At 70.7% G+C, this 25,560-nt stretch carries 17 protein-coding genes; 9 read left to right on the forward strand and 8 right to left on the reverse strand.

Annotated features, from left to right (window positions below; all coding sequences use genetic code 11):
• Nucleotides 1–37: 37 nt before the first annotated feature.
• Together ACFVBH_RS14685 and rfbD are read right to left on the reverse strand one after the other, a co-directional pair.
• On the reverse strand, nt 38–952 hold the full coding sequence (locus tag ACFVBH_RS14685) for a glycosyltransferase family 2 protein (RefSeq protein WP_354987322.1): 915 nt from the start codon (nt 950–952) through the stop codon (nt 38–40).
• Between the two features lie 11 nt (nt 953–963).
• Nucleotides 964–1,860, reverse strand: a complete 897-nt coding sequence (rfbD, locus tag ACFVBH_RS14690) for a dTDP-4-dehydrorhamnose reductase (RefSeq protein WP_379002058.1) — start codon at nt 1,858–1,860, stop codon at nt 964–966.
• A 283-nt stretch (nt 1,861–2,143) separates the two neighbouring features.
• On the opposite strand from rfbD, the gene ACFVBH_RS14695 reads away from it, so the two are divergent.
• The 3 genes from ACFVBH_RS14695 to ACFVBH_RS14705 all read left to right on the forward strand — a co-directional run bounded on the left by ACFVBH_RS14695 (nt 2,144) and on the right by ACFVBH_RS14705 (nt 5,702).
• Nucleotides 2,144–3,601, forward strand: a complete 1,458-nt coding sequence (locus ACFVBH_RS14695; protein WP_379002059.1) for an LCP family protein — start codon at nt 2,144–2,146, stop codon at nt 3,599–3,601.
• The gene (locus ACFVBH_RS14700; RefSeq protein ID WP_354987319.1) at nt 3,589–4,305 is read left to right on the forward strand and encodes a TIGR03089 family protein; all 717 of its coding nucleotides are present in this window, start codon (nt 3,589–3,591) and stop codon (nt 4,303–4,305) included. The genes ACFVBH_RS14695 and ACFVBH_RS14700 overlap by 13 nt, the downstream gene beginning before the upstream one ends.
• Before the next feature lie 98 nt (nt 4,306–4,403).
• On the forward strand, nt 4,404–5,702 hold the full coding sequence (locus tag ACFVBH_RS14705; RefSeq protein WP_354987318.1) for a cytochrome P450: 1,299 nt from the start codon (nt 4,404–4,406) through the stop codon (nt 5,700–5,702).
• A gap of 37 nt (nt 5,703–5,739) precedes the next feature.
• Here ACFVBH_RS14705 and ACFVBH_RS14710 read toward each other — a convergent pair whose 3' ends face one another.
• Entirely contained in the window at nt 5,740–7,302 is a 1,563-nt protein-coding gene (locus tag ACFVBH_RS14710; RefSeq protein WP_354987317.1) for a carboxylesterase/lipase family protein, read from the reverse strand.
• On the opposite strand from ACFVBH_RS14710, the gene ACFVBH_RS14715 reads away from it, so the two are divergent.
• Complete coding sequence (locus tag ACFVBH_RS14715) at nt 7,205–7,651, forward strand: zinc ribbon domain-containing protein (protein WP_379002062.1); 447 nt, start codon at nt 7,205–7,207, stop codon at nt 7,649–7,651. The genes ACFVBH_RS14710 and ACFVBH_RS14715 overlap by 98 nt on opposite strands.
• A 26-nt stretch (nt 7,652–7,677) precedes the next feature.
• Here ACFVBH_RS14715 and ACFVBH_RS14720 read toward each other — a convergent pair whose 3' ends face one another.
• Nucleotides 7,678–7,971 carry a SelT/SelW/SelH family protein gene (locus tag ACFVBH_RS14720; protein WP_379002063.1) on the reverse strand — a complete coding sequence of 98 codons (294 nt, stop codon included), beginning with the start codon at nt 7,969–7,971 and terminating at the stop codon, nt 7,678–7,680.
• A 245-nt stretch (nt 7,972–8,216) separates the two neighbouring features.
• Between ACFVBH_RS14720 and ACFVBH_RS14725 the strand changes: the two genes are divergently transcribed.
• From ACFVBH_RS14725 to ACFVBH_RS14745, 5 genes are all read left to right on the forward strand, one after another.
• On the forward strand, nt 8,217–11,279 hold the full coding sequence (locus ACFVBH_RS14725) for a DUF5691 domain-containing protein (RefSeq protein ID WP_379002064.1): 3,063 nt from the start codon (nt 8,217–8,219) through the stop codon (nt 11,277–11,279).
• Complete coding sequence (locus ACFVBH_RS14730) at nt 11,276–12,394, forward strand: AAA family ATPase (protein WP_379002065.1); 1,119 nt, start codon at nt 11,276–11,278, stop codon at nt 12,392–12,394. The genes ACFVBH_RS14725 and ACFVBH_RS14730 overlap by 4 nt, the downstream gene beginning before the upstream one ends.
• Nucleotides 12,394–15,105: a DUF5682 family protein gene (locus tag ACFVBH_RS14735; RefSeq protein WP_379002066.1), complete on the forward strand. Its 2,712-nt coding sequence runs from the start codon at nt 12,394–12,396 to the stop codon at nt 15,103–15,105. Before ACFVBH_RS14730 ends, ACFVBH_RS14735 begins: the two co-directional genes overlap by 1 nt.
• 70 nt (nt 15,106–15,175) lie before the next feature.
• The gene (locus tag ACFVBH_RS14740; protein WP_379002067.1) at nt 15,176–16,345 is read left to right on the forward strand and encodes a VWA domain-containing protein; all 1,170 of its coding nucleotides are present in this window, start codon (nt 15,176–15,178) and stop codon (nt 16,343–16,345) included.
• Between the two features lie 249 nt (nt 16,346–16,594).
• Nucleotides 16,595–18,163 (forward strand): protein kinase, encoded by a 1,569-nt coding sequence (locus ACFVBH_RS14745; protein WP_379002068.1) that lies wholly within the window; start codon nt 16,595–16,597, stop codon nt 18,161–18,163.
• 145 nt (nt 18,164–18,308) lie between these two features.
• Here the strand turns inward: ACFVBH_RS14745 and ACFVBH_RS14750 are convergent, their stop codons facing one another.
• From ACFVBH_RS14750 to ACFVBH_RS14765, 4 genes are all read right to left on the reverse strand, one after another.
• Nucleotides 18,309–20,819 carry an ABC transporter permease gene (locus ACFVBH_RS14750; RefSeq protein WP_379002070.1) on the reverse strand — a complete coding sequence of 837 codons (2,511 nt, stop codon included), beginning with the start codon at nt 20,817–20,819 and terminating at the stop codon, nt 18,309–18,311.
• Nucleotides 20,820–20,833: 14 nt separating this feature from the next.
• Nucleotides 20,834–21,607: an ABC transporter ATP-binding protein gene (locus ACFVBH_RS14755; protein WP_354991203.1), complete on the reverse strand. Its 774-nt coding sequence runs from the start codon at nt 21,605–21,607 to the stop codon at nt 20,834–20,836.
• A gap of 93 nt (nt 21,608–21,700) precedes the next feature.
• Nucleotides 21,701–23,371 (reverse strand): protein kinase, encoded by a 1,671-nt coding sequence (locus ACFVBH_RS14760; RefSeq protein ID WP_379002071.1) that lies wholly within the window; start codon nt 23,369–23,371, stop codon nt 21,701–21,703.
• A gap of 211 nt (nt 23,372–23,582) precedes the next feature.
• Entirely contained in the window at nt 23,583–25,442 is a 1,860-nt protein-coding gene (locus ACFVBH_RS14765) for a protein kinase (RefSeq protein ID WP_354991201.1), read from the reverse strand.
• Nucleotides 25,443–25,560: the final 118 nt, after the last annotated feature.

The following is a 25,560-nucleotide window of genomic DNA, read 5'->3' on the forward strand; positions in this document are numbered from 1 at the left end:
ATGCGTGCTCCGGGACCCGCCGGAGCATGCGGCAGGCTCAGTGGGTCGAGCCGGCCGCGGCCTCGGCCGCATCGCGTTCACGCAGAGCGGATCGAACCGCAAGCTTGCAGCGGATCGCAAGTCCGGCCTTCAGCGCGACCCGCAAAGGCGCCTGCCACCAGTGCGGATGCCGGTCCGCCTGGAAGCGGTAGGCGCTGGCGTGGTGCGCGGGCAACATGGTCTCGGGGTGCTTACCGGCGGCGTGACCCTTGGCATGGGTGACCTCGGCGGTCGGCACGAACACATTGTGCCAGCCCGCCTTGCCCATGCGGTCACCGAAGTCGACATCCTCCATGTACATGAAGTAGCGGGAGTCGAACCCGTCGATGGCGTCGAAGGCCGCGCGGCGTACCAGCAGGCAGGAGCCCGAGAGCCAGCCCACGGTGCGCTCGGAGACCTGCTCGTTCTCCTGGCGGTAGCGCCGAGTCCAGGGGTTCGTGGGCCAGATGCTGCCCAGGACCGCGTGGCCCGCGCCGTCGAGCAGGCCGGGCACCGAGCGCGCCGACGGGTAGAGGCTGCCGTCCGGCTCGAGCACCTTGGGCCCGAGCGCGCCCGCGCGCGGCCAGCGCCGGGCCGCGGTCAGCAGTTCGTCGATGGAGTCGGTGCCCCAGCGAATGTCCGGGTTCACGATGGCGATGAACTCGATGTCCGGGTCGATCTCGGCGACCGCGCGGTTGATGGCGCCGCCGTAGCCGAGGTTGCCGCCGGTGCGCAGTAGGCGCACGTGCGCGTTGGCTTCGGCGATCAGCTCCGGCACACCGTCCACCGAGCCGTTGTCGGCGAGGATCACCTGGGGCTTCTCGCCCGTCGCGGTGGCTAGGGTGGTGATGAAGTGCTGCAGGTGCTCACCGGGCGAGTAGGTCACCGTGACGACGGCCAGTGACGGCGGTTCGACAGAATCCGAGGGGCTCACGGACGCCCAGCCTAGTCGGAGATGTCGGTCAGTGCGTCGTGCAGTGCCACTCGCCATTCCCGCAGGGGCGTGAGCCCCGCCGCAGCCCAGGCCGTGCCCGAAAGGACCGAATATGCCGGGCGCGGAGCGGGTCTCGGGAAATCGGCGGTGCCGCAGGGGCGCACGCGTTCCGGATCGGCGCCCAGACCCGCGAAGACGGCCCGCGCGAGGTCGAACCAGCTGGCCCGGCCGGCATTGCCCGCGTGCAGAATTCGCGGGATGACCGACGGGCCGCCCGCCGCGCCCGCCTCGGCGTCCAGGCGGCCCGCCAATTCCAGCAGGCCCTCGGCCAGATCCGGTGCGTAGGTGGGTGATCCGATCTGGTCGGCGACCACGTTCACGGTGTCGCGCTCGCGCTCGAGGCGGCGCATGGTCGCGACGAAATCGCCGCCGGTTCCGGTGTAGACCCACGCGGTGCGCACGATGCGAGCGCGCGGATCCAGCTCGAGCACGGCCCGCTCCCCCGCGAGTTTGGATCGGCCGTAGACGGTGGCCGGCCCGGTGGGGTCGCCGGGTTCGTAGGGCCGGGTCGCGGTGCCGGGGAACACGTAGTCGGTGGAGATGTGCACCAGCCGCGCGCCGATGTCCGCGCACGCGGCGGCCAGCACCGCGGGTCCGGTGGCATTGCCGGCGAAGGCCGCGTCCACCTCGGTCTCGGCCTGATCCACGGCCGTGTAGGCGGCGCAGTTGATCACGGTATCGCCCGGATTCAGTACCGCGCGTACGGCATCGGCGTCGGTGATGTCGAGCTCGGCGCGGCCGTAACCGCGGGCGGCGGGCGCGTGCCGCAGCAGCGCGCGGCCCAGCTGTCCCCGCGCACCGGTCACCACGAGCCGCTCGGTGATGGGTGTCACGGCGGGGGAAGTCACGGCGGCCAGTGTGACACGAGCGGCGATCGGTTTCGCGCACACCCTTGGCTACCTGCGCGAATGTCCAGTTCTCGCGCGCGCCTGCGCGACAGAGCAACACGACTCACGGAGCTCCGGCTACACGGACATGTCCGACAGCGCGTCTAGCCTGCATTTGGGGGCACTCCACAGACATCACCCCGACCGCGAGCGCGGTCGGCCGAGGACTGGAAGAGGGAGCAAGGGGTTGTCGCAGACCAGGAGAGCATCCGCGCCGCTACCCTCTCGCCCGGCCGGGCCCCGAGTGCGTGGCGGCCGGGATCGGTCGCATCCCCTGCGGGTTCTATCCGCGGCGGCCGCGATCGTGGTGCTCGTGGTCACCGGACTGGGCTGGCGGAGTGTGGATCAGCTCGTATCCAGCATCGAGCGGATCAGCGACCTGGGCCTGGGCGGGGGGAAGGACGGTGCGGTCGACATCCTCATGGTCGGCATCGACTCGCGCACGGACGCGCACGGCAATCCGCTGTCGGAGGACGAGCGCGCGATGTTGCACGCCGGGGACGAAGTCGGGCTCAATACCGACACCATCGTGCTGATCCGCGTGCCCAACGACGGGCAATCGGCCACCGCCATCTCCATTCCGCGCGATTCGTACGTGGATATTCCGGGACTGGGCAAGGGCAAGATCAACTCCGCGTACGGGGTGACCAAGCTGACCGAGCAGCAGAAGCTGCTCGACAAGGGCGAATCGGCCTCGGAAGCCGACAGCGAATCCACGCTCGCCGGGCGGCAGGCGCTCATCAAATCCGTTGCCACGCTGACGGGTATCACCGTCGACCATTACGCCGAGGTCGGACTGCTGGGCTTCGTACTGCTCACCGACGCCGTGGGCGGAGTGGACGTCTGCCTGAACAACGCCGTGTACGAACCGCTTTCGGGCGCGGACTTCGCCGCCGGCGAGCAGAAGCTCGACGGCGCCGAAGCACTGAGCTTCGTCCGCCAGCGGCACGAGCTACCGCGCGGAGACCTCGACCGCATCGTGCGCCAGCAGGTGTACATGGCCCAGCTCGTGCACCAGGTGGTCAGCGCGAAGACCCTGACGAACCCGGGACGATTGAGCGATCTGAGCAAGGCGGTCGGGCGCACGGTCGTGCTGGACGATAATTGGGATGTGCTGGCGTTTCTGACGCAATTGCAGGATCTCTCGGGCGGGCAGGTGAAGTTCGAGACGATTCCGGTCAAGGATCTCAACGGCTGGACCGACAACGGCGAATCGGTGGTGCGCGTCGATCCGGCCGCCGTGCAGAAGTACGTGGCCCGCACCATCGGCGAGGGATCAGCGGACGATTTCAAGGAAACCGGCGGCATCGATCCCGGCACCGTGGTGGCCGATGTCTACAACGCCAGCGGCACCGGCGGCCTGGCCGCGGTTGCCGCACAGGCGCTGGCGGGCAAGGGCTTCCGCACCGGGACGGTGGACAACTGGATCGGCGGGCCCGTGCAGAGCAGCCGTGTGCTCGCGCTGAACGGCGGCGATCCGCGGGCGCGGGCGGTCGCGCAGGCCCTGGGCGGACTGCCTGTCTACGCCGAGCCCGGATTGGCGGAGGGCTCGGTCCGTGTCGTGCTCGCGGGTGACTACTCTGGTCCGGGTTCGACGACCGGCACCGGGGTGGATTTCACCATCAGCTCCACCACCATGACGCCGGTTCCGCCAGCTGCACCCATCGATGCCGGTAAGAACGGACCGAAATGCGTCAACTGAACGAGACCCTCACCGACGCGGTACTCGACCCCATCCTGGCCCGCGATCCGGCGGGTCCGCGCGTCACCTACTACGACGACGCGACCGGCGCGCGCATCGAACTGTCCGCGCTCACGCTCGCCAACTGGGCGGCCAAGACCGCCAATATGATTCGCGACGAATTCGGCCTGTCGCCGGGTTCCCGGGTAGCGGTGCTGCTGCCCGCGCACTGGCAGACGGCAGCGGTGCTGCTGGGCTGCTGGTGGGCGGGCGCCGAAGTCGTGCTGACGGCCGATCCGGACGCCGAACTCGCGCTCGTCACGGCCGAGCGCATCGACGAGGCCGGCGACATCCCGGAGATCGCGGCCCTGTCCCTGGATCCCATGGGCATGCCGGTGCGCGATCTGCCCGTCGGCGTCACCGACTACGCGACCTCGGTCCGTGTGCACGGCGATCAATTCCGCCCCGGCGACAGCGGATGCGCCCTGGACGGACTCTCGGTCTCGGCGGTGCTCGAGCAAGCGCGCAAATCCGCGCAGCGACAGGGCTTCACGGCCGAGGACCGCGTGCTGTCGAGTACACCGTGGGAAACTCCGGCCGAATTGATCGACGGCTTCGTCGCGGTACTGGCGGCGGGAGCATCATTGGTGCAGGTCAGCCACCCGGATCCGGCCCTCGTCGAACGACGCGTGGTATCGGAGAAGGTCACCGCCCGGCGGTCCTGAGTCCTACCCCGGTAGGAGCGCGAATTCCCTCCTCGGGACCTTTTTCACCCCGTCGGCTTTCCGTACGGTGAGAGATACCCGAGGAGAGGGGATCAACGATGATGAGCCCGCGATACCGACTGCGGTGGCTGTTCGAGCAGGGTGCCGCCCGCTACATGTTGCGCCTGCAAGCGCGGCGGGGTGATCCCTTCGGCCGACTGTTCGGCAGTCGCGCGGCCATCGCCGATCCCTACCCGTACATAGAGGAATTGCGCGGCCGCGGGCGACTCGTGCGCAGCCCGTCCGCGCACGCCACCGCGGACTACGAATTGGTCCGGGGTATCTTGCGCGACAATCGATTCGGCATATTCGGCCTCGGCAATCTGGATGTCCCCCAGGGCCTGCGCGACACCATCCGCTCGGCCAAGCTTCCGCCCAACCCGGTAGAGCCGCCGTCCATGCTGGTCATCGACCCGCCGGACCACACCCGCCTGCGCAAATCGGTCGCGGCGGCCTTCACGCCCCGCGCCGTCGGCCGCCTGCGCGAGCGCGTGGAGACGGTGACCGAGGAACTCCTGGACGCCCTGCCGGAGAACGGTTCGGCGGATCTCATCGGCGACTACGCGCAGCAGATTCCGATCGCGATCATCGCCGAGATGCTGGGCTTCCCGCACGAATCGCGCGACGAATTCCTGGAGTGGGGCGACGCCGCCAGTCCACTGCTGGACTTCGGCATCTCCTGGAAGTCGTGGCGCACCGCCGCCGAAGCCATGATGGACATGGACGATTACCTCAACCGGCACATCGCGCAACTCCGGCGCGAGCCGGGCGAGGACATTCTGAGCAGTCTGGTCAGCGCGGGCGACCTGGACGATCGCGAACTCAAGGCCACCGCGAGCTTGCTCATGGGAGCGGGCTTCGAGACGACGGTGAATCTCATCGGCAACGGCATCGTGCAGCTGCTCGCGCATCCGAGCCAATTGGCGCTACTGCGTGAGGATCCCGCACTCTGGGCGCCGGCGATCGAGGAAGTGCTGCGCTTCGACGCGCCGGTGCAGTCGACCGCGCGACTCGCGCTGGCCGACGCGGAGATCGGGGGCGTGCAATTCCAGCGGGGGAACGTGATCGTCATGTCGCTGGCGGGGGCCAATCGGGATCCCAAGGTATTCGAGAATCCGGCGTCGTTCGATATCACCAGGGCCAACGCGCGGGATCATCTGACGTTCTCCAGTGGGATTCACACGTGTCTCGGGGCGAGTCTGGCGCGGATGGAGGGGGTTTACGCGTTGCGGGCGTTGTTCGATCGGTTCCCGGAGTTGGCGCTGGCGGGAGTGCCCGAGCGGCGGCCGTTGTACACGTTGCACGGGTATTCGCGGATGCCCGCCCGGCTGGGGAAGCGGGCCGCCGCTGTCGTTTGAGAGCGAAATCCCACCGGCAAACGAAATCCGTTCCGGCTCAGAAGAATCCGACGACCTGGTCGCCCCACACCGAATTCCGGTCGTAATCGGGATCATCCACGATCCGATCGGTGGCGTCGATGATCAGCGTCCGCCGATCGGCGGCGGTGTAAGGCGGCCAGTGCTTGGACCCGTCGATGGCGGCGGGCACGCTGTGCGCCGCGAACGCCGTCCAGCGCCGCATCGTCCGCCCGGACACCTCCTGCGCCGCCTTGCGCCCGCCGAGCCAGAAGGTGGGATCGCGGTCGAACGACCCGAAATTGCCGAATACGTACGGCAATTCGGTGGCATGGCCCGCGCCGACCCGCGCCGCTTTGAGCATCGGGGTGGCGTGGTCGAAACGGTACATCCAGGTCGGTGAGTGCTGGGAGTGCGCGATCGCGACCCAGTGCGCGGGCATCCGGAAGGCGGCGTCGCCGGACATGGTCAGGGCACTGCGCGCGGTGTTGAGATCGCCGTAGGCGGAGGCGATTTCGGCGATCCGCTCGGGCGACATGCCGGGATGCTCGGCGGCCACCCCGCGCAGCATCGCGTTCACTGCGTCGGGGGTGACGGGCATGATCGGCGAGCGGAACAGGCGGAACATCGACGCCTCGTCCTTGTTCGTGCCGATGATCAGCGGGACCCGGTGCGAGCGGCCCTGTTGGAAGCGGTCGCTCGGGTACGCGGGCAGCACCTCGCCGTCCACCACCGGCGCGGCGGCCAGGCGGCCGGGTTCACGGGTGGGCACCTCGTCGAGCAGAATTCCGGCCCCGGCGATGATGCGCTCGATAGGCATGTCCAGCAGGTCCGCGCCCTCGCCGGGCTTCAGGTCCAGGATCTCCAGGAAGCGGCGGGCCACGCCGGCCGCCCGCTCCTGGCCGAACACCGTTGTGGCGGGCGGTGATTGGGCGATGGCCCGGTGGAACAGCCCGGCCGACAGCGGGGAGGTGAGCAGGGCGGTCACGCAGCCCGCACCGGAGGATTCGCCGAAGAGGGTGACGCTGCCGGGATCGCCACCGAACGCCTCGATATTGTCGCGGACCCATTCCAGGGCGGCGATCTGGTCGCGCAGGCCGAGGTTGGGGGTGAACTCGGGGCCCAGGGAGGACAGGTCCAGGAAGCCGAGGGAACCCAGGCGGTAGTTCACCCCGACCACGATCACGTTGCCGGTCTCGGCGAGTTTGCGGCCGTCGTAGATGGCCTGGGCGGCGGTGCCCAGGCAGAACGCACCACCGTGCAACCACACCATGACCGGGCGGGGCTCGTCGCTGGGCGCGGTGGGGGCCCAGATGTTGAGCCAGCAACAGTCCTCGCCCATGCGCAGGCCGGAGTCGACGGGGACGAAGCCCGCGCTCTGGGGGGCGACCTCGCCGAAGTCGAAGCAGTCGCGCACGCCGTCCCAGGGTTCGGGGGGCTGGGGCTTGCGGTAGCGGTTCGGGCCGCCGGTCGGGGCCGCGTAGGGAATGCCGCGCCACACCGCGATGCCGTCCTGCCGACGGCCGCGTACCCGGCCGTATTCGGTCCCGGCCACCGGTTCGGCGTGTTCGTCCGGCAGCGTCTCGAAGAACGTAGTGTTCATCGCCCACCTCCTCGTACTCCGTAAATCGAGGGTACCGGGGAGATCGGCAACGGTCCGGCCACCGGGGACCGCGCGCCGTCACGGGGCTCGAGGGCGGGCGGTGGCCTACGCTGGGCCGGTGCCGAGTTATGCGTACCGCTGCCGCAGCTGCGGGGACAGTTTCGAAGTGACCCGTCCCATGGCGGCGGCGTCCGATCCGGCCGACTGCCCGCGGGGGCATTCGGACACCGTCAAGCTGCTGACCACGTTCGGAACGGTGAGCCGCGGGGGTGGCGGCGGGCTGCCGGTCGCCCCGGTCGCGCCCGCGGGTGGGGGCGGCGGATGCTGCGGGGGCGGCGGGTGCTGCTGACCCGGTGAGACGGGTGGGCGGCTGATCTACTGCGCGGGGCCGGTCTCGGCGGCTTTGTCCGAGTGACCCAGGGAACGGCCGGGGGCGACTCGGTCGCGTACCCGCTGCTTCAGCACGGTGATGTCGGGAAAGCCGCCGTCCGCCTTGCGCTCCCAGATCTGCTCACCGTCCACGGTGATGCGGAAGACTCCGCCTTCGCCGGGTACCAGCGCGACCTCGGACAGGTCCGTGGTGAAGGTGGTGAGCAGCTCCTGCGCCATCCAGCTCGCACGCAGCAGCCAGCGGCACTGGGTGCAGTATTCGATCGCTACGCGGGCCATGGCCGAACCCTACCGCGCGGACGGTGCGGGGCCGGGGTGAGTGCTCGCGGTGATCGCCGCACACCGCACGGCGAATGACTCGGGCCGATATCTTCGACATTCGAATTCTATTTGCGGACAAGCTATTTCACAGCTTCGGTGCCGAGAATTCATGATCGCACCCAGCGAAATACCAGCAATATCACCACCCGTGCACTTGTCGGTGGGCTGCGATAGACATGCGGTGAACGAACGAAGGGGGCACGATGACCACCGCCTGGACCGCCGAGCAGATCGCGGCGCTGGCGCCCGACGCGGCGTCGCTCACCGCGGCGCGCAAGCTGCGGGGCAAGTGGAGCGGTAGCGGAGCGCACGGGGACGCGCTGTGGGGGCTGTGCGCGGGCAGCGGCAGTCGCCCGTATCAGACCGTGATCGACACCTCGGGGCCCGCGTACAAATGCTCGTGCCCGAGCCGGAAGTTCCCGTGCAAACACGCTCTCTCACTGCTGCTTTCCTGGGCCGAGGGCAATGTTCCGGCTACCGGGGCGCCGGCCGATTTCGCGGCGGAATGGCTGGCGGGGCGGGCGGCGCGCGAGGCGAAGAAGGCCGCGCCCGCCGCGCGGCCGACCGGCGCCGCGCCGGCTCGTGACGGCGGGGCGAGCGCCGATCAGCGGCGGGCTCGGGTGGCGGCCGGGCTCGCCGACCTCGACATCTGGCTCACCGATCAGGTGCGGACCGGGCTCGCGCAGACCGACCGCTCCGCGCTCGCCTTCGAAACCGTCGCCGCCCGCATGGTCGACGCGCAGGCCCCCGGCGTCGCGGCCACGCTGCGGCATCTGCCGCGCGCCGCGACCGGCGCGGACTGGCCGCAGGTTCTGCTGCGCGAGTACGCCCGCCTGCATCTGCTCTCCGCCGCGCACGCGCGTTCGGACGAGCTCGAGCCGTCGCTGCGCGCCAGCGTGCGCGCCCATATCGGCTACCAGGTTCCCGCCGAATCCGTGCACACCGAACCCGCCGTGCGGGACCGCTGGCTGGTGCTCGGACAGCACGTCACCTCCGACGAAGCGCTCTACACCCGCCGAATCTGGTTGCGCGGGCGCGAGACCGGCCGCTGGGCGCTGCTGATCGATCACCATCACGGCAGCCCGAGTTTTCCACCGGACACCCCGCTGCCGGGCTTCCAGGTGGACGCGGAGCTGCACTTCTATCCGAGCGCCGCTCCCCTGCGCGCGCTGTGGGGCGCCCGCCACGCCGCTCCCGAACCCTTCACCACGATCCCGCGACTGCCGATTGCGCGAAACAGCTCGGCGGCAACGGATCCGGGCGCGGCGATCGACGCCGAGTCCGGCCGCGGCGGTGTCCGGGACGAGGCGGAATCCGCGTCCGCCGCGGGGTCTGTCCACGCGATGGTTCCCCGCTCGCGGACGGCCGCCACCGATGGAAGTACCCGAGCTGTGCCCGGCGACCGGCCGGGGAATATCGCCGCGGCGCTGCTCGAGTACGCGGCGGCGATCGGGGCCGATCCCTTCCTGCGGTCGTGGCCCGTGCTGCTGGCCGAGGTCGTGCCGGTGCGGGACGAGAGCGGCTGGTACGTGGTCGAATCCGACGGGGCGGCGGTGCCGATCGCACCCGGTGACGGGGAGCCGTGGAAGCTGCTGGGATTGTCCGGCGGACATCCGGTGACCGTCGTCGGGGAATGGTCGGCGGGCGGGCTGATTCCCGTGGCCGCCCTGCACACCGGGATCGTCACCGATGTCGCTGTCGCGGAGCGGAGTTCGGCGGGGGTCTCCGCGGGGCGCGGCGATTCGGCGATGACCGAACTCGTGTCGGCCGCGCTGGTGGGGACGGCGCGGCGGCAGGCGGGCGGGGGTGCGCTGCCGGCGCCGGTGGCGGCGCTGAGCGCGCGGCTGACGGGTGAACCCGCCGCGCTGCTGCTGGAAACCATTGCACTGCAGGATTGTTTCGCGCGCGGCGCGGTCACCGCGGGTGCGGTGAAGCAGCCGGATCCGGCGCAGGACGATGATCGACTGCTCTTGCCCCGGGGTGCTGGGGCGCATCTGGCGGAGCTGCTCGGGGAGAACTCGCCGTTCCTGGACGAATGGTTCGCGGCGGCCGCCACCCATGACTTCCGGGCGCCCGACGAGCTGTGCAGCCTGCTGCTGGATCGGGCGAAATCGCTGTCGGTGCACCGCGAATCGCTGCTGGCGCTGGCCGGGGCGCGGGGGCGGTGGCTGGCCGCGCAGCATCCGGGGTGGCGGTCGCTGGTGCGGGCGCCCGTCGACGACGAGTCGGTGTGGTCGCACGGGCGGCCCGCCGAGCGCCGACTGTGGCTGGCGCAGTTGCGCGCTCGCGATCGGCACGCGGCGCTGGCGGCACTGGCCGGGTCCTGGGGCACCGAATCCGGGCCGGGCAAGGCCGAATTGCTGCTGGTGCTCGCGGACGGTCTCGGGCTCGGCGACGAGGCGATGCTCGAGACCGCCCTCGACGACCGGCGCGCCGAGGTGCGGCGGACGGCGGCGGATCTGCTGGGGCGGTTGCCCGATTCCACCTTCGCGGGGCGGATGGCCGAACGGGCGGGCGCGTGGCTGAGCTTCGGGCCGCGCCTGCGGCAGCCGGTGCTGACCACGACCGGTCCGGGCGTGCTCGATGAGGCCGCGCGCCGGGACGGCGTGGGAGATTCCTACGGCTACACCGCCTATCGGGCGGAGGGCGCACCGGATCTCGCCGCGGAATGGCTGCACCGGGTGGTGGCCGGCACGCCGCTGCGGCATTGGGAGCGGGTGCTGGGATCGCCGGAACAGGCGGTGCGGGTGGCCATGTCGCAGGGCATGCGCGGGCCCATGTTCGCGGGCTGGTCCGATGCCACGCTGGCGCAACGGGATTCGGCGTGGGCCAAGGCGCTGTTCGGGGCGTTCGCGGCGCAGGAGGCGGGCGAGTCCGACAGCGAGAAGCTGCGTGAGCTCTTCGCCCTGCAACCGCTGGACGATCAGATCCGGCATCTGCGCCGCCTGGACAGCAGCTGGCTGGCCGAGATCGAATCGCTGCTGCGCGCGGTGCCGCACCCGTGGCCCGCCCCGATGGCCGAGCACGTGCTGCGCCTGCTGCTCGAACGCGCGCAGCTGTCCGCCGATCGGCCGGGCGCGCCCTCGCTGGTGCCGGGTTCCTATCGCACGCTGTTCCGCGCGTCCTCCGCGCATTTCCCGGTGACCGGCGCGGACATGGTGTCCGGGATCGCCCGGCGCTGCGGAGATCCCTACTGGGAGCAGGCTTTCGACCAGCTCGCCCACGACCTGATTCAACGCAAGACGATGCTCGAGGAGCTGCAGTGACCACTTCCGACGTTCGCACCACCGGGCACGGCGAGTCCGCCACTCTGTTGCGCCCGCACGCCGAGCAGGCTTTCGCCGGCGAGCTGGCCGCGCTCGCCGCCGCCGACGATCGCCCGCGCCCGCCGTCGTGGCAGCTCTCGCCGTGGGCGGTGGTGACCTATCTGCTGGGCGGCGCGCTGCCGGACGGCACGGTCATCTCGCCCAAGTACGTGGGACCGCGCCGGCTCATGGAGGTCGCGGTCTCCACCCTGGCCACCGATCGCGCGCTGCTGCTGATCGGCGTGCCCGGCACCGCCAAGACCTGGGTGTCCGAGCATCTCGCGGCGGCCGTCTCCGGCCGGTCCACGCTGCTGGTGCAGGGCACCTCCGGCACCGCGGAGGAGGCGATCCGCTACGGCTGGAACTACGCCCGCCTGCTCGCGGAGGGGCCGAGCGAGGCCGCGCTGGTGCCCTCGCCCATCATGACCGCCATGCGGGCCGGGTCGATCGCGCGGCTCGAGGAGCTGACCCGTATTCCGTCGGACGTGCAGGACGCGCTCATCACCGTGCTGTCGGAGAAGACACTGCCGGTGCCGGAGCTGGGTTCGGAGGTGCAGGCGGCCAAGGGCTTCAATCTCATCGCCACGGCCAACGATCGGGACCGCGGCGTGAACGAGCTGTCCTCCGCGCTGCGCCGGCGCTTCAACACCGTGGTGCTGCCGCTGCCGGCCGGTGAGGACGAGGAGGTCGACATCGTCACCCGCCGGGTCGAACAGCTCGGCGCCGCACTGGAATTGCCCGCCGTGCCCGCGGCGGCCGAGGAGGTGCGCCGGGTGGTGCGCATCTTCCGCGAACTGCGCTCGGGCTTGACCGCGGACGGCCGGACCAAGCTCAAGTCGCCCTCCAGCACGCTGTCGACCGCCGAGGCGATCTCGGTGATCACCAACGGGCTGGCGCTGGCCGCGCATTTCGGCGACGGGGTGCTGCGCGCGGGCGATGTGGCCGGCGCGGTGCTGGGCGCGGTCATCAAGGATCCCGTCACCGACGGCATGGTGTGGACCGAGTACCTGGAAGCCGTTGTGCGCCAGCGCCCGGACTGGGCCGACTTCTACCGCGCCGCGCGTGAGGTGAGCTGATGCGCGCCGACGACGGCGCCGGGCCCGCGGTTCCGGAGTCCGGCTCCGCGGCGCGGCAGGCCGAGCTCGCGGACTCCGTATCCCCTGCGCGGCAGACGAAGTCGAACGATTCCGGCGGCGCGGCCCGCCCGGAGCCCGAGACCCGGGTGTTCGGTATCCGCCATCACGGTCCGGGGTCGGCGCGTTCGCTGCGCTTGGCGCTGAACCGGTTCCGGCCGGACGTGATTCTGATCGAGGGTCCGGCCGACGCCGACCCGCTGCTGGGTTTCGTCGCCGCCGACGGCATGGAACCCCCGGTCGCGCTGCTCGGCTACCGCCCCGACGAACCGGCCAAGGCCGCGATGTGGCCGTTCGCCGAGTTCTCCCCGGAATGGCAGGCCATGAGCTACGCCGCCGAGAACGGTGTGCGCGTGGGGTTCTGCGATCTCCCGGCCGCCACCGTACTGGCCATGGACCAGGAGGTGGGCGCGACGGGCGACCCGCTGGCGCTGCTCGCCGAGGCGGGCGGATACGACGACGCCGAGCGCTGGTGGGACGCGATCGTCGAATCCGCCACGGACGCCGACATCTTCCCGGCGGTGAACGAGGCCATGGCGGCGCTGCGCGAGCACGCCGAGCAACTCGGAGTGGAAGGAGAGCCCGCCGCCCGCGAGAGTGGGCCACGGGATGCGGGCACCACTCCGGAAGAGGGCGAGCGGGCGGCAGGCGCTTCGGCCGCAGGCGAAACCTCATCGGCGGGAGCCGAGTCCACCGCGGGAAAGCCCGCGACCGCGGGCGAATCTGCTACTGCGGGAGGCGAATCCACCACCCAAGGTGGCGAGTCCGCTGCCGCGAGCGGGGACTCCACTGTGCTCCCGACCGGCGCGGCGACGCCCGGGAAGATCTCGCCGGCCGGTGAGAAGCCCCCTTCCGCTCCGATTTCCGCCGATCCGGCGTTCGGAGGCGGAACCGGCGCTCCGGGATCGGCCGTCGGCTTCGACCCGAGCGATCCCGCACCCGCACCCGCACCGGCCCGGATCGTGGTCGACGCGCACACGCTGGTGCGCGAGGCGTACATGCGGCAGGTCATGCGGAAGGCGTTGAAGGACGGCGCCGTTCGACTCGCCGTCGTGTGCGGGGCGTGGCACGCGCCCGCGCTGGAGGGCAAGCTCGGGCCGGCGGCGTCGGACGCGCGGGTGCTCAAGGGGTTGCCCAAGGGGAAGGCGACGCTGACGTGGGTGCCGTGGACGCATTCCCGGCTGTCCAGTTCCTCGGGGTACGGCGCGGGGATCACCTCGCCGGGGTGGTATCACCATCTGTTCACCGTCACCGAGCAGCCGATCGCACGGTGGCTGACGCGGGTGGCGGGGATGCTGCGCACCCATGACCTGCCGGTGTCGAGCGCGCACATCATCGAGGCGGTGCGGCTGGCCGAGACCCTGGCGACGCTGCGCGGGCGGCCGCTGGCCGGATTGTCCGAGGTCACCGAGGCCACGCGGGCCGTGCTGTGTGACGGTGACGAAGTGCTGCTGCGGCTGGTGAGCACCGAACTGGTGGTCGGGGAGGCGCTGGGCGCGGTGCCCGACGGGACGCCGACGGTGCCGCTCGAGGCCGATCTGCGGGCGCGGATCAAGACGCTGCGCATGAAACAGCAGGCGCTGGAGCGGACCGTGGATCTGGATCTGCGGACCGATCAGGGCCTCGCGAAATCCCGCCTACTGCACCAGCTGCGGCTGCTGGGGATCGGGTGGGGGCGGCTGACCGACAGTCAGGTGCGCGCCACCGGCACCTTCCGGGAGACCTGGGTGCTGCAATGGCGGCCCGAACTCGCCATCTCGATCGTGGAGGCCGCGCGCTGGGGCACCACACTGCGCACCGCCGCCGAGGCCAAGATCCTCGACACGGTCGCGGCCCCGGACGCGACGGTCGGGCAGGTGGCGAACGCGCTGGAGGCGGCGCTGCTCGCCGATCTGGGCGGGGCCACAGACGGGCTCATCACCCGGCTGGAAAGCGTTGCGGCACTGGATCACGACGTCACGCATCTGCTGGCGGCGCTGCCCGGGCTGCTGCGCACGCTGCGCTACGGGGATGTGCGCGGCACCGACACCGCCGCCCTCGCCCGGGTCGCGGACGGGCTGCTGGTGCGGGTGTGCGCGGGGCTGCCGAGCGCGGTCACCGGCTTGGACGCCGACTCCGCCGCCGCGCTGCGCGCGCTGATGGACGGTGTGCACCAGGCACTGTCGGCGCGGAACGACGACTGGGCCACCCGGTCCTGGCTCACCGCGCTGCGCGGGGTGGCCGATCGCACGGACATTCACGGCGGTCTCATCGGCCGCGCGGTGCGCCTGCTCTGCGACGCCGAGATCATCGACGCCGCCGACTCCGCGCGCCGGCTCTCGGCCGCGCTGTCGGTGGGCCACACCGCCGCCGACAAGGCCGCCTGGATCGACGGCTTCCTGGGCGGTCGCGGGTTGCTGCTGGTGCACGACCGAAACCTGCTGTCGCTCATCGACACCTGGCTGTGCGGGCTGGACGAGGAGCAGTTCGTCGCCACCCTGCCGCTGCTGCGGCGCACGTTCGGCGGGTTCGATTCCGGTGAACGCCAGGCCATCGCCCAGGCGGTGCGCCACACCGGCGCCGCCACGATGTCGCCGACCGTCACCGAATACGACACCGCGCGAGGCGAACTCGCCCTGCACGCGGCCGCCGCGATTCTCGGGCTCACCGGATGATCGGGCGCGAGTATCCGATCGGCGCGCCGGAGCGCACACCGCTGTCCACCACGAGAACCGGAGTGATGTCATGACCGAAGTGGACGAAGCGCAGGCGCGGCGGTGGCGGCTGGTGCTGGGGGCGCCCGCCGAGGGCGGCGGGATGGGCGAGCTCGGGGCAGCCGCGGACCAGGCCATGGACCGGGCGCTGGGAGCGCTGTACGACGGGGGCGGGCAGGGCGGGAGCGGACGGCGCTCGGGTGGGCTGGGCGGTTCCGCGCCACAGGTCGCGCGGTGGCTGGGCGACATTCGGCGGTATTTCCCGTCGACGGTCGTGGAGGTCATGCAGCGCGACGCGGTGGATCGGCTGAACCTGACCGAACTGCTGCTCGAACCCGAACTGCTCGAGGCGGTGGAGCCGGACGTGCACCTGGTCGGCACGCTGCTGAGCCTGAACCGGGTCATGCCCGAGACCACCAAGGCCACCGCGCGCGCCGTCGTGGAGCAGGTCGTGCGCGAGATCGAACGCCGGCTGGCCGCGCAGACCATCGCGGCCGTCGGCGGCGCGCTCAACCGCGCGGCCCGGGTGTCGCGGCCCAAACTGCGGGATATCGACTGGGACCGCACGATTCGCAAGAATCTGGCCAACTATCTGCCCGAGCACCGCACGGTGGTGCCCGAGCGGCTGGTCGGCTACGGCCGCAAGGCCCAGGCGGTCAAGCGCGATGTGGTGCTGGCCATCGACCAGTCCGGTTCGATGGCCTCCAGCGTGGTGTACGCCTCGGTGTTCGGCGCGGTGCTGGCGTCCATGCGGTCGCTGAAGACGTCGCTGGTGGTCTTCGACACCGCGGTCGTGGACCTCACCGAGCAGCTGTCCGATCCGGTGGACGTGCTGTTCGGCACCCAGCTCGGCGGCGGCACCGACATCAATCGCGCCATCGCCTATTCGCAGTCGCTGATCACCCGCCCCGCCGACAGCCTGTTCGTGCTGATCTCCGACCTGTACGAGGGCGGGGTCCGCGCGGAGATGCTGCGCCGCATCCGAACCATGAAGGAGGCGGGCGTCCAGGTCGTGGTGCTGCTGGCCCTCTCCGACGAGGGCGCACCGGCCTACGACCACGACAACGCCGCGGCCCTGTCCGCGCTGGGCGTGCCCGCGTTCGCCTGCACCCCGGACCGCTTCCCGGACCTCCTGGCGGTCGCCCTGGACCGAGGCGACATCCAGGCCTGGGCAAACCAGAACGCCGGAAAGCCCGCCTGACCCCACTCAAACAACCCCACCCCAAATCGCCACAAGGCAGAGCCCCACACCAGCCCCACCCTCCGACCTCCCCTCGAAGATCGCGGCCCGCCCGGTTCTGGACTGAGTGGAGCGGGGGAGCGAAGCGGAGGAGCGGAGGGAGGGAAGAACCGGGCCAAGGGGGCCGCGATCCGCCGGAGCGGAGCGGAGGCAAATTGGATACAGGTAGGCTCGCATCCGGATCTATCTCGTGGAAACGGGGGCTCGGCATTGCGCTCTGGTGATGTGTTCGCCGGTTACGTCATCGAACGCGAGCTCGGTCGCGGCGGTATGGGCGCGGTGTACCTGGCTCAGCATCCGCGGTTGCCGCGGAAGACGGCGTTGAAACTGCTCAATCAGGAGATGTTCACCGACACCGAGATTCGCGCCCGGTTCGTCCGGGAAGCGGACCTGGTGGCGCAGCTGGACCATCCGAACATCGTCACGGTCTACGACCGCGGCACCGAGGGCGAACAGCTGTGGATTTCCATGCAGTTCGTCGACGGGGTGAACGCGGCCGCCGTCAAGGCCGGGAACCTGCCGCCCATGCGCGCCGTGCAGATCATCACCGAGACGGCCAAGGCCCTGGACTACGCGCACGGGCGCGGCGTCCTGCACCGCGACGTGAAGCCCGCCAATATTCTGCTGGCCCGAGCCTCGGCCAAGTCCGGTTCCGGCGGGGAACGCGTCTACCTCACCGATTTCGGCATCGCCCGCCTGCGCGACGACACCGGCCATCTCACCCAGACCGGCACCGTGACCGCGACCCTGGCCTACGCCTCCCCCGAACAGCTCACCGGGGCGACCCTGGACGGCCGCTCCGATCAGTACGCGCTGGCCTGCACGCTGTTCCAATTGCTCACCGGCGCGGTGCCGTTCGAGGGCACCAGCCCGGCGGCGGTGATTCGCGGGCATCTGCAGCAGCCACCGCCTCCCGCCACCCCGCTGCGCCCGGAACTACCCCGCGCCATCGACGGTGTCCTGGCCCGCGCACTGGCCAAGCGCCCGCAGGACCGCTTCCGCTCCTGCACCGAATTCGCCGCGGCCATCGAGCGCGTGCTCACCGCTCCGCGCACGCCCCCGCGCCCGCCGACGCCCGTGCGGCCGCAGCCGATCGTCAATCCGCCCGCGCCGCCGCGTCAGCCGACCCCGGTGCACCCGCAGCCGGTCGTCAAACCGGCGCCGCCGGTCACCCCGCGCCCGCAGTCGCCCGGCCCGCAGCCGGGTCCCGGCCCGCGGCCCGCGTTCCCGAACCAGCCGCCGCCCTCGACCCCGGCGTACCCCAAGCAGTCCGGATCCGGCCCGGCGTATCCGGTCCCCAATTCCGGTGCGGCGTACCCGAACCAGCAGTCGGGGCCGGCGTATCCGCAGCAGGGCGGCGGTTCGTCCCCGGCGTATCCGAGCCAGACGGCCACACCGGGCCCCGCGTACCCGAGTCAGTCCGGATCCGCGCCCGCGTACCCCAACCAGCCGCCGATCGCCACGCCCTCGTATCAGAACCCGGCCAATCAGGGTTTCGTGCATCAGGCCCCGGTGCCCGCGTACGGCCAGGCCGGCCAGCCGCCGCGCAATCCGTCGCAGCAGATGTACCGGCAACCGCAGCAGCAGAATTTGAGTCCGATCGGCTGGATCATCGGCGGCATCGTGGTGGTGCTGATCATCGTGATCGTGGCGATCGCGATCATCGCGAACAGCGGCAAGTCCAGCTCGCTCGGCCCGATCGCGCCGGAATCCGCGCTCTCGCTCGCGGCCGAGTCACTCGGCCCCGGACCCCGTGCGGGAGAACTGTTCCGGCCCTAGGCCGGACCGGCGGTCTCCGCCGAGCACGGCGGCACGGCCCGTCCGCCCGCCACGCCGATCAGTACCGGAACGACTCCGGCCGGTCACCCGAAGGTGACCGGCCGGAGCCCTGTTGCCCTGTGCCGCACCGTCTCCGGCGCGCGCCCTAGATGTCGGCGATGGCCGCCAGCGGGGGCGTCCGCGCCGCCCGGATCGCGGGCCACTGCGCCGCGAGCACGCCGACCAGGCCGGAGCCCACCAGCATCAGCACGAGCTGACCCCACGGCACCGCGATCTGCGCGATGCCCAGATCGCGCAGCGTGCGCAGGAATCCGACGCCGAGCCCGAGCCCGAGCGCCACACCGACCACCGCGCCGAAGATCGCGATGAGCATGGACTCCAGATAGATGGTGCGCCGCACCTGCGGGCGTTGCATGCCCACCGCGCGCAGCATGCCGATCTCCCGGCGGCGTTCCACCACCGACAGCGCCAGGGTGTTCACGATGCCCAGGACGGCGATCACCACCGCCAGCGCGAGCAGTCCGTAGAGGATGGCGAGCATGGTGTTGATCTGCTTGCCCTGCGCGCCCTTGAAATCATCGCGGTCCTGAACCTGAACCACCGCGTAGGGTTCCATGGATTTCTCCAGGTTCGCGCGCATGGCGGTCAGGTCCGCGCCGGGCGCGGCGGTCATCAGCACGATGAAGTTGTTGCGGAAGTTCACCGGCATGACCTGGTTGTACAGCGAGGTCGAGGCCACCAGCGGCCCAAGCAGCTGGGTGTCCTTGTAGACGCCGCTGACGGTCACCGGGTACTTCTTGAAGTCCAGGCTGGTCAGCTCGACCTGCTGGCCCACCTTCCAGCCGCGTTCGTCCGCAACGGTTTCCGACACCAGGATGTCGTTGTCGCCCAGCGCGCGGGTGCCCGCGAGCAGGTCGTAGCTGAGCACATTGTCCAGCGGGCCCTCGGCGACGGTGCCGAACACCTGATCGTCGCCGATCTTGACGGCCATCACGTGGAAGGCCACCACGTCCTGCACGCCCGGAACGGATTTCACCGCGTCGCCGGCGGGCAGTGGCACGCCGATGATGCCGCCGGGCGGGCCGGCCAGAATGTAGTCCGCCTTCACGCCCTTGTCCACGAGATCGGTGATGCTCGCCTTGGCCGACGCGCCGAGCATGCCGATGGCCGAGACCAGCATGAGTCCGAGGGTGAGCGCGAAAGCCGTTGCGGCCGTGCGCCGGGGATTGCGGCGGGCGTTGTTCTGCGCCATCTGCCCGACCGGGCCGAAGGGGCGCACCAGGATGCCGAGCGCGCCGACCACCGGCCGCGAGAGCGCGGGCGAGGCCAGCAGCACGGCGAGGATCAGGGCCAGCGCGCCGACGCCGACCGTCGCGGCGGCGTTGCCGCCGGTGCTCTGGGCGCCGATCACGACCAGCGCCACACCGGCCGCGGCCAGCACCGCGCCGGAGATGGTGCGGATCCGCAACGAGCCGTCGTGCGAACTGAATTCCGCGCGCATGGCCTCCACCGGCGGGATGGTGGCGGCGCGGCGCGCGGGCGCGTAGGCGCTGACCACGGTCACCAGCACACCGACCAGCAGGCCGACCACGATCGTGCGCGGCTGCACCGACATCGAGCCGGTCGGCAGCCCCAGATCGAAGGCGTTGAGCATGGCCGAGAGCCCGAACGCGAGCCCGACACCCGCCGCCAGACCCAGTGCGCTGCCGATGATTCCGATGACCAGCGCCTCGCCGACCACCGAGCGCCCGACCTGCCCGCGGCTCGCGCCGACGGCACGCAGCAGCGCGAGTTCGCGCAGCCGCTGGGCCACCAGCATCGAGAAGGTGTTGTAGATGATGAAGGTGCCGACGATGAGCGCGATCGAACCGAAGGCCAGCAGGAAGTAGTTGATGAACTTGAGGGCGTCGCCGACCTCCTTCTTCATGTCCTCGCGAACCTGATCGCCGTTCTGCACCTTGTAGTTCGGCAGTGTCTTGGCGATCTCGTCACGCAGATCGTTCGCCGCCACACCCGGTTTCGCGGCGATGTCCACGAAGGCGACGTGCTGCCCGTCGGTGAACAGTTCGCGCGCCTGGGCGTCGTCGAAGAGCAGGTTGATGAAACCGCCGGTGTTGGAGGGCAAGTCGTAGATGCCCGAGATCGTGACGTCGATATTGCCCTTGGACGGGATCAGCACCACGGTCCGATCGCCCACGTGCAATCCGGCCCGGTCCGCGCCGCCGCCGTTGATGGCGATCTCACCGGCCTTGCTCGGCGGCCCGCCCTGCAGGAACTTGTCCGGCTCGGCGATCGCCTTGTCCGGCGGCAGATACGAGGCGCCGAAGGTGGGCGCGCCGCCGGTCTGCACCGCCTTGCCGTCCTTCAACAGCACGACGGGGCCGTTCACGCTGGGCGCGACCGAGCGCACGTCCGGCATGGCCGCGATCTTGTCGACGTCCTCGTTCGGAATGCCCAGGGACTGGCGTTCCTTCGGCGCGACGCGCACGTCGACGCCCTTGGCCTGGTTGGCGAAGATGTCGTCGAAGCTGCTCTGCAGGGTGTCGGTGAACACGAACGAGCCTGCGATGAAGGCGGTTCCGAGCACCACCGACAGCAGGGTCAGCAACAGTCGCACCTTGTGCGCGGCGAGGTTGCGCAGGGCAACCTTGCGCATGGGACTACCGGGCATCAGACGGTCTCCAGCGACTTCATCTTGTCGAGCACGGAATCGGCGGTGGGCGAGCGCAATTCGTCGACGATATGGCCGTCGGCGAGGAAGACCACGCGATCGGCGTAGGAGGCCGCGCGCGGATCGTGCGTCACGATTACCACGGTCTGCCGGAATTCGTCGACGGCGGCGCGCAGGATGGAGAGCACTTCACCGGAGGAACGGGAATCGAGGTTGCCGGTCGGCTCGTCGCCGAAGATGATGTCCGGCTGGCCCGCGAGCGCACGGGCACAGGCCACGCGCTGCTGCTGGCCGCCGGAGAGTTCGCTGGGCCGGTGGTTGAGGCGGTCCTTCAGGCCGAGCCGCTCCACGACGTTGGCGAGCCACTTCTCGTCGGCCTGGCGGCCGGCGATGTCGAGCGGCAGGGTGATGTTCTCGAGCGCGGTGAGGGTCGGCACCAGATTGAACGCCTGGAAGACGAAGCCGATGCGATCGCGGCGCAACTGGGTCATCTGCTTGTCCGAGAGCCGGGTGAGGTCGGTGTCGCCGATGTGGACCGTACCGCCGGTGGCGGCGTCCAATCCGGCTAGACAGTGCATGAGCGTTGATTTGCCGGAGCCCGAAGGGCCCATGATCGCGGTGAACTCCCCTTTCGCGAATTCGGCGCTCACCCCGTCCAGCGCACGCACCTGGGTGTCGCCTGATCCGTAGAACTTAGTCAGTTCGGTCGCCCGGGCGGCGACCTCTGCCGCGCCCTTGTCGAGGGTGACGGAGTCCGAGACGTTCGAAGTCATGGTGTCCAGTGTGTCGGCCTTTGCTGAGCCGCGCCATCCGGGATACCCCCTAGACCCGCAACCTCAGTGACTCCTCACAAATCGGGCGTGAACTCAGGGTATGGGCACAATACTGCCCTCGGGCAACGGCGCGTCGGAGGTCGTTTCGTACGTCGGTTCCCATACGTTTGTGGGCTCGGCCGGCGCTTCGTACTCGGTGGTCGGCACGACGGTGCTCGGCGTGGTGCCGGTGCGCAGGGGCAGAAACCGATCCACGGCGGCCACGCAACCACCGACCAGGAGCAGCACCGCCACCGTGAGCACCAGCAGCCACAGCAGACAGCCGCGCGTGCGGGACTTGCGGCGCTTCTTGACCGGCTGCCTGCCCCAGCCCGGACCCGGGCGCGCACCGGGCAGACGTGTGGACGGACCGGTCCCGGCGGCGCGAGTTCGGTTGTCCGGCACCGGAATCGCGGCGGACGAGGCGCCGAATTTACGCGTCGCGGGGCGGGGGGCCGGGCCGGAGGCGGCGCCACCGGGTGGCACACCGGCGCCCGCCTGCGGGCGAGCCGCCCCCGGGAAGGGCGTGGTTCCCGGACGAGCCGCCACGGGCTGGGACGGCACGCTGATCACCCCGCGCGGCGGCGGGGTCGGCTGCGCGGACGCGAACCCGGGCGCGGGCGTCCCCTGGAATCCGGCGGCGGGACGCGGGTGCCCGCCGCCCGCGTGAGCACCGCCCGCGTGACCGTTGCCCGCGTGACCGTTGCCGTTGGCCCGGTGCGATGCGCCCGGAACACCGTTGCCCGCGTGCTGAGTTCCCGGCGCGCCGTTCCCCGGCCCAGTGCCCGGCAGGCCGTTGCCCGCCTGCGGGGTACCCGGCCTGCCGTTCCCCGGCCCCGTGCCGGGCAGACCGTGACCCGCGTGCGGCGCCCCCGCGAATCCGCTGCCCGGACGACCGCCCTCCAGCGCGCGCTGCGCGGCGGTGGCGAACTCGATGCACGAATCGAACCGGTCCGCGGGGCTTTTCGCCATCGCACGAGCCAGGACCGCGTCCAGGGCGGGTGGCAGGCCCGCGCGCAGGGCGCTGACCCGGGGCGGCGGCTGATTCAGGTGGCCCTGCATGATCGCCACCGGATGTTCGGCGGTGAAGGGGACGTCGCCGGTCAGCAACCGGAACAGCGTGCAGGCCAGCGAGTATTGATCGCAGCGGTGATCGAGGTCGCTGCCGATCAGCTGTTCGGGCGCGGCGTAGGCCAGGGTCGCGGTGAAGGAACCGGTCTGGGTGAGGCGGGCCGCGGAGTCGTCGCGCAGGCGCGCGATGCCGAAGTCCGCCAGGAAGACCCGGTCCTCACCGTCGTCGTGCTCGAGCAGGATGTTGGCGGGCTTCACATCCCGGTGCAGCACGCCCTTGCGGTGCGCGTAGTCCAGCGCCTGCGCGGTGGCCGCGATGATCCGGACCGCCTGGGCCGGAGCCAGTTTCGCCGAATCCAGGGTGGAGGCGTCGGGGCCGTCGATGTAGCGCATGGAGATCCACAGCTGGTCCCCGTCGCTGCCGCGGTCGTAGATCGGCACGATGTGCGGATGCTCGAGCCGGGCGACCAGATCGGCCTCCCGCTCGAAGCGCGCGCGAGTCTCGGTATCGCCGAACAGGTCCCGGTTCAGCAGTTTGAGCGCGGTCCGGCGCGGCAGCCGCGGATGCTGGGCCAGGTACACCGCGCCCATTCCGCCCCGGCCGAGTTCGCGCTCGATCAGGTATCCGGCGAACCTCTCCCCGCTGCGCAGCACGCCGACCCTTTCGCTTGACTACGAACGGGACCCTAACGCGCGCGCGGCGGGCCCGACAACCTCCCCCGGCCGGGCCGTGGCCCAGACAACAGGCCGTGCCCGATGTGCCGGAATCCGCCCGGATCGGCCGTGGCCGGGACGGATTGGCCGGGACGGATTCGGCCGGGACGGTTCCGCGGCCCGATGATCCGGGCCCGGCTCCGCGCCCGGATCAGTTCAGCGGCGCCGACCGCCACCAGGTGAGCACCTCGTCCATGGTGCCGACCACACCGTCGGTGTACATCAGGAAGGTCGCGCGCTCGTTGTCGCCGGTGAACGCGGTGACCATGCGCGGGCGATCCTGATCGCTGAACTGGTAGTTGGTGTAGGTCTTGCCGCCGTTGTTGTCACTGGACTTCTTGTCCGGGGACAGCGCGTTCACCACGGCCTGCGCCTTGGCCGGGGAGCTGTAGACGTAGAACCGGTAGAACGGATCCTTGTTGTCGCCGCCGCCGAAGCAGCGCCACTGCACCGCGTAGTCACCGAAATCGGGCTCGCCGTCGGACTTGTCCGGCGGGCTGGACGGATCGGCCACCCAGCAGTCCGCGCCGTTGTAGCCGATGTCCCCGGTCTCGGACGCGGGCACCATGCGCGGGAACTTCGCGGCGATCGCCGAGGCGTCGCCCTTCGAGCCCGCCGCGGTGGTGGTCGGCTTGGCCGAGGGCGTCGTCTTGCCGGTGGGATTCGACTTCGCGGTGGTGGACACTCCCGACGCGGTGGTCAGGCCGCGATTCTCCTCGTCGCTGCCGCCGCCGAGCGCCACACCGATCACGACCGCGCCGATGACCAGCACGATCGCGCCGACGATCGCGCCGACGATCAGCCCGGCGTTGGACTTCTTCGGCGGCTGCCCGCCGGGGCGCTGACCGCCGATCGGGCCGCCCATGGTCGGCGGGCCGGGCGGCACGCCACCGCCGGTGCCGGCGAAGTTGTAGCCCGGAGCCGTGTACTGGTTGGCCGGGGCCGTGTACTGATTGGTCGGCTGCGGACCGCCGGTGTACGGGTTGGCCACCGGCTGCGGCTGCGACGTCGGCTTGTTGAGCATCGTCGGAAAGTGATTGGGCCCGGACGCGGTCGGGCTCGGGCCGCCGGTGGTCGGTGCGACCATCGGATTGGCCCCGCCGGTGTACTGCTGCCCCATGACCGGCATGGGCGGCGCGGTGCGCTGGCCGATCAGCGGCATGGCCGGCGCACTGGGCGCGGACAGCGCCCGGCGAGCCGCTGCGGCGAACTCGCTGCAACTGGCGAAACGCTCCTCCGCGCGCTTGGCCATGGCCTTGCCCAGCACCATGTCCAGCGCCGGCGGCAGCCCCTGGCGGGCGCTGCTCAGCGGCGGCGGCGGATTCTGCAGGTGGCCCTGGATGACCGCGGCCGGATTGGTGGCCGAGAACGGGCCGGAGCCGGTGAGCAGCCAGAACAGCGTGCAGGCGAGCGAGTACTGGTCCGAGCGGCCGTCGAGCACCGAACCGGTGAGCTGTTCGGGCGAGGCGTAGGCCAGGGTCGCGGTGAAAGTGCCGGTCTGGGTGAGGTTCTGACCGTGATCGTCGCGCAGGCGGGCGATGCCGAAGTCGGTGAGGTAGACGCGCTCGCCCTTGCCGCCGGTGGACCGCGCCAGCAGGATGTTGGCGGGCTTCACGTCGCGGTGCAGCACCTCGTTGCGGTGCGCGTAGTCCAGCGCGTCGCCCATCTCGGCGATGATCTGCACCGCCCGCTCGGGCGGCAGGGTCTGCGGATTCACGCTCGCGGCGTCGACGCCGTCGATGTACTGCATGGAGATCCACAGCTGGCCGTCTTCCAGCCCGCGGTCGTACACGGTGACGATGTTGTGGTGGTCCAGCTGGGCGACCAGATCGGCCTCGCGCTCGAAGCGGGCGCGAACCTCCTTGTCGAAGACCATCTCCCGGTTCAGCAGCTTGAGCGCGGTCATGCGTGGCAGGCGCGGGTGCTTGGCCAGGTAGACCGAACCCATCCCCCCGCGGCCCAACTGCCGCTCGATCACATAACCGGCGAAAACGTCGCCGTTGGACAGCATGACCAGCTCTCACTTCCCACGTCGCACGCCGGGACCCACCAGCGCGCGGCGTACCGCAAACGATCGGCATGATCGCACTCGGGCCGATCCGGAAAACACCGAAACCATAGCAGGACCG

Origin of the sequence: Nocardia sp. NPDC057668 (assembly GCF_042799795.1) — a bacterium.
Lineage (GTDB): Bacteria > Actinomycetota > Actinomycetes > Mycobacteriales > Mycobacteriaceae > Nocardia.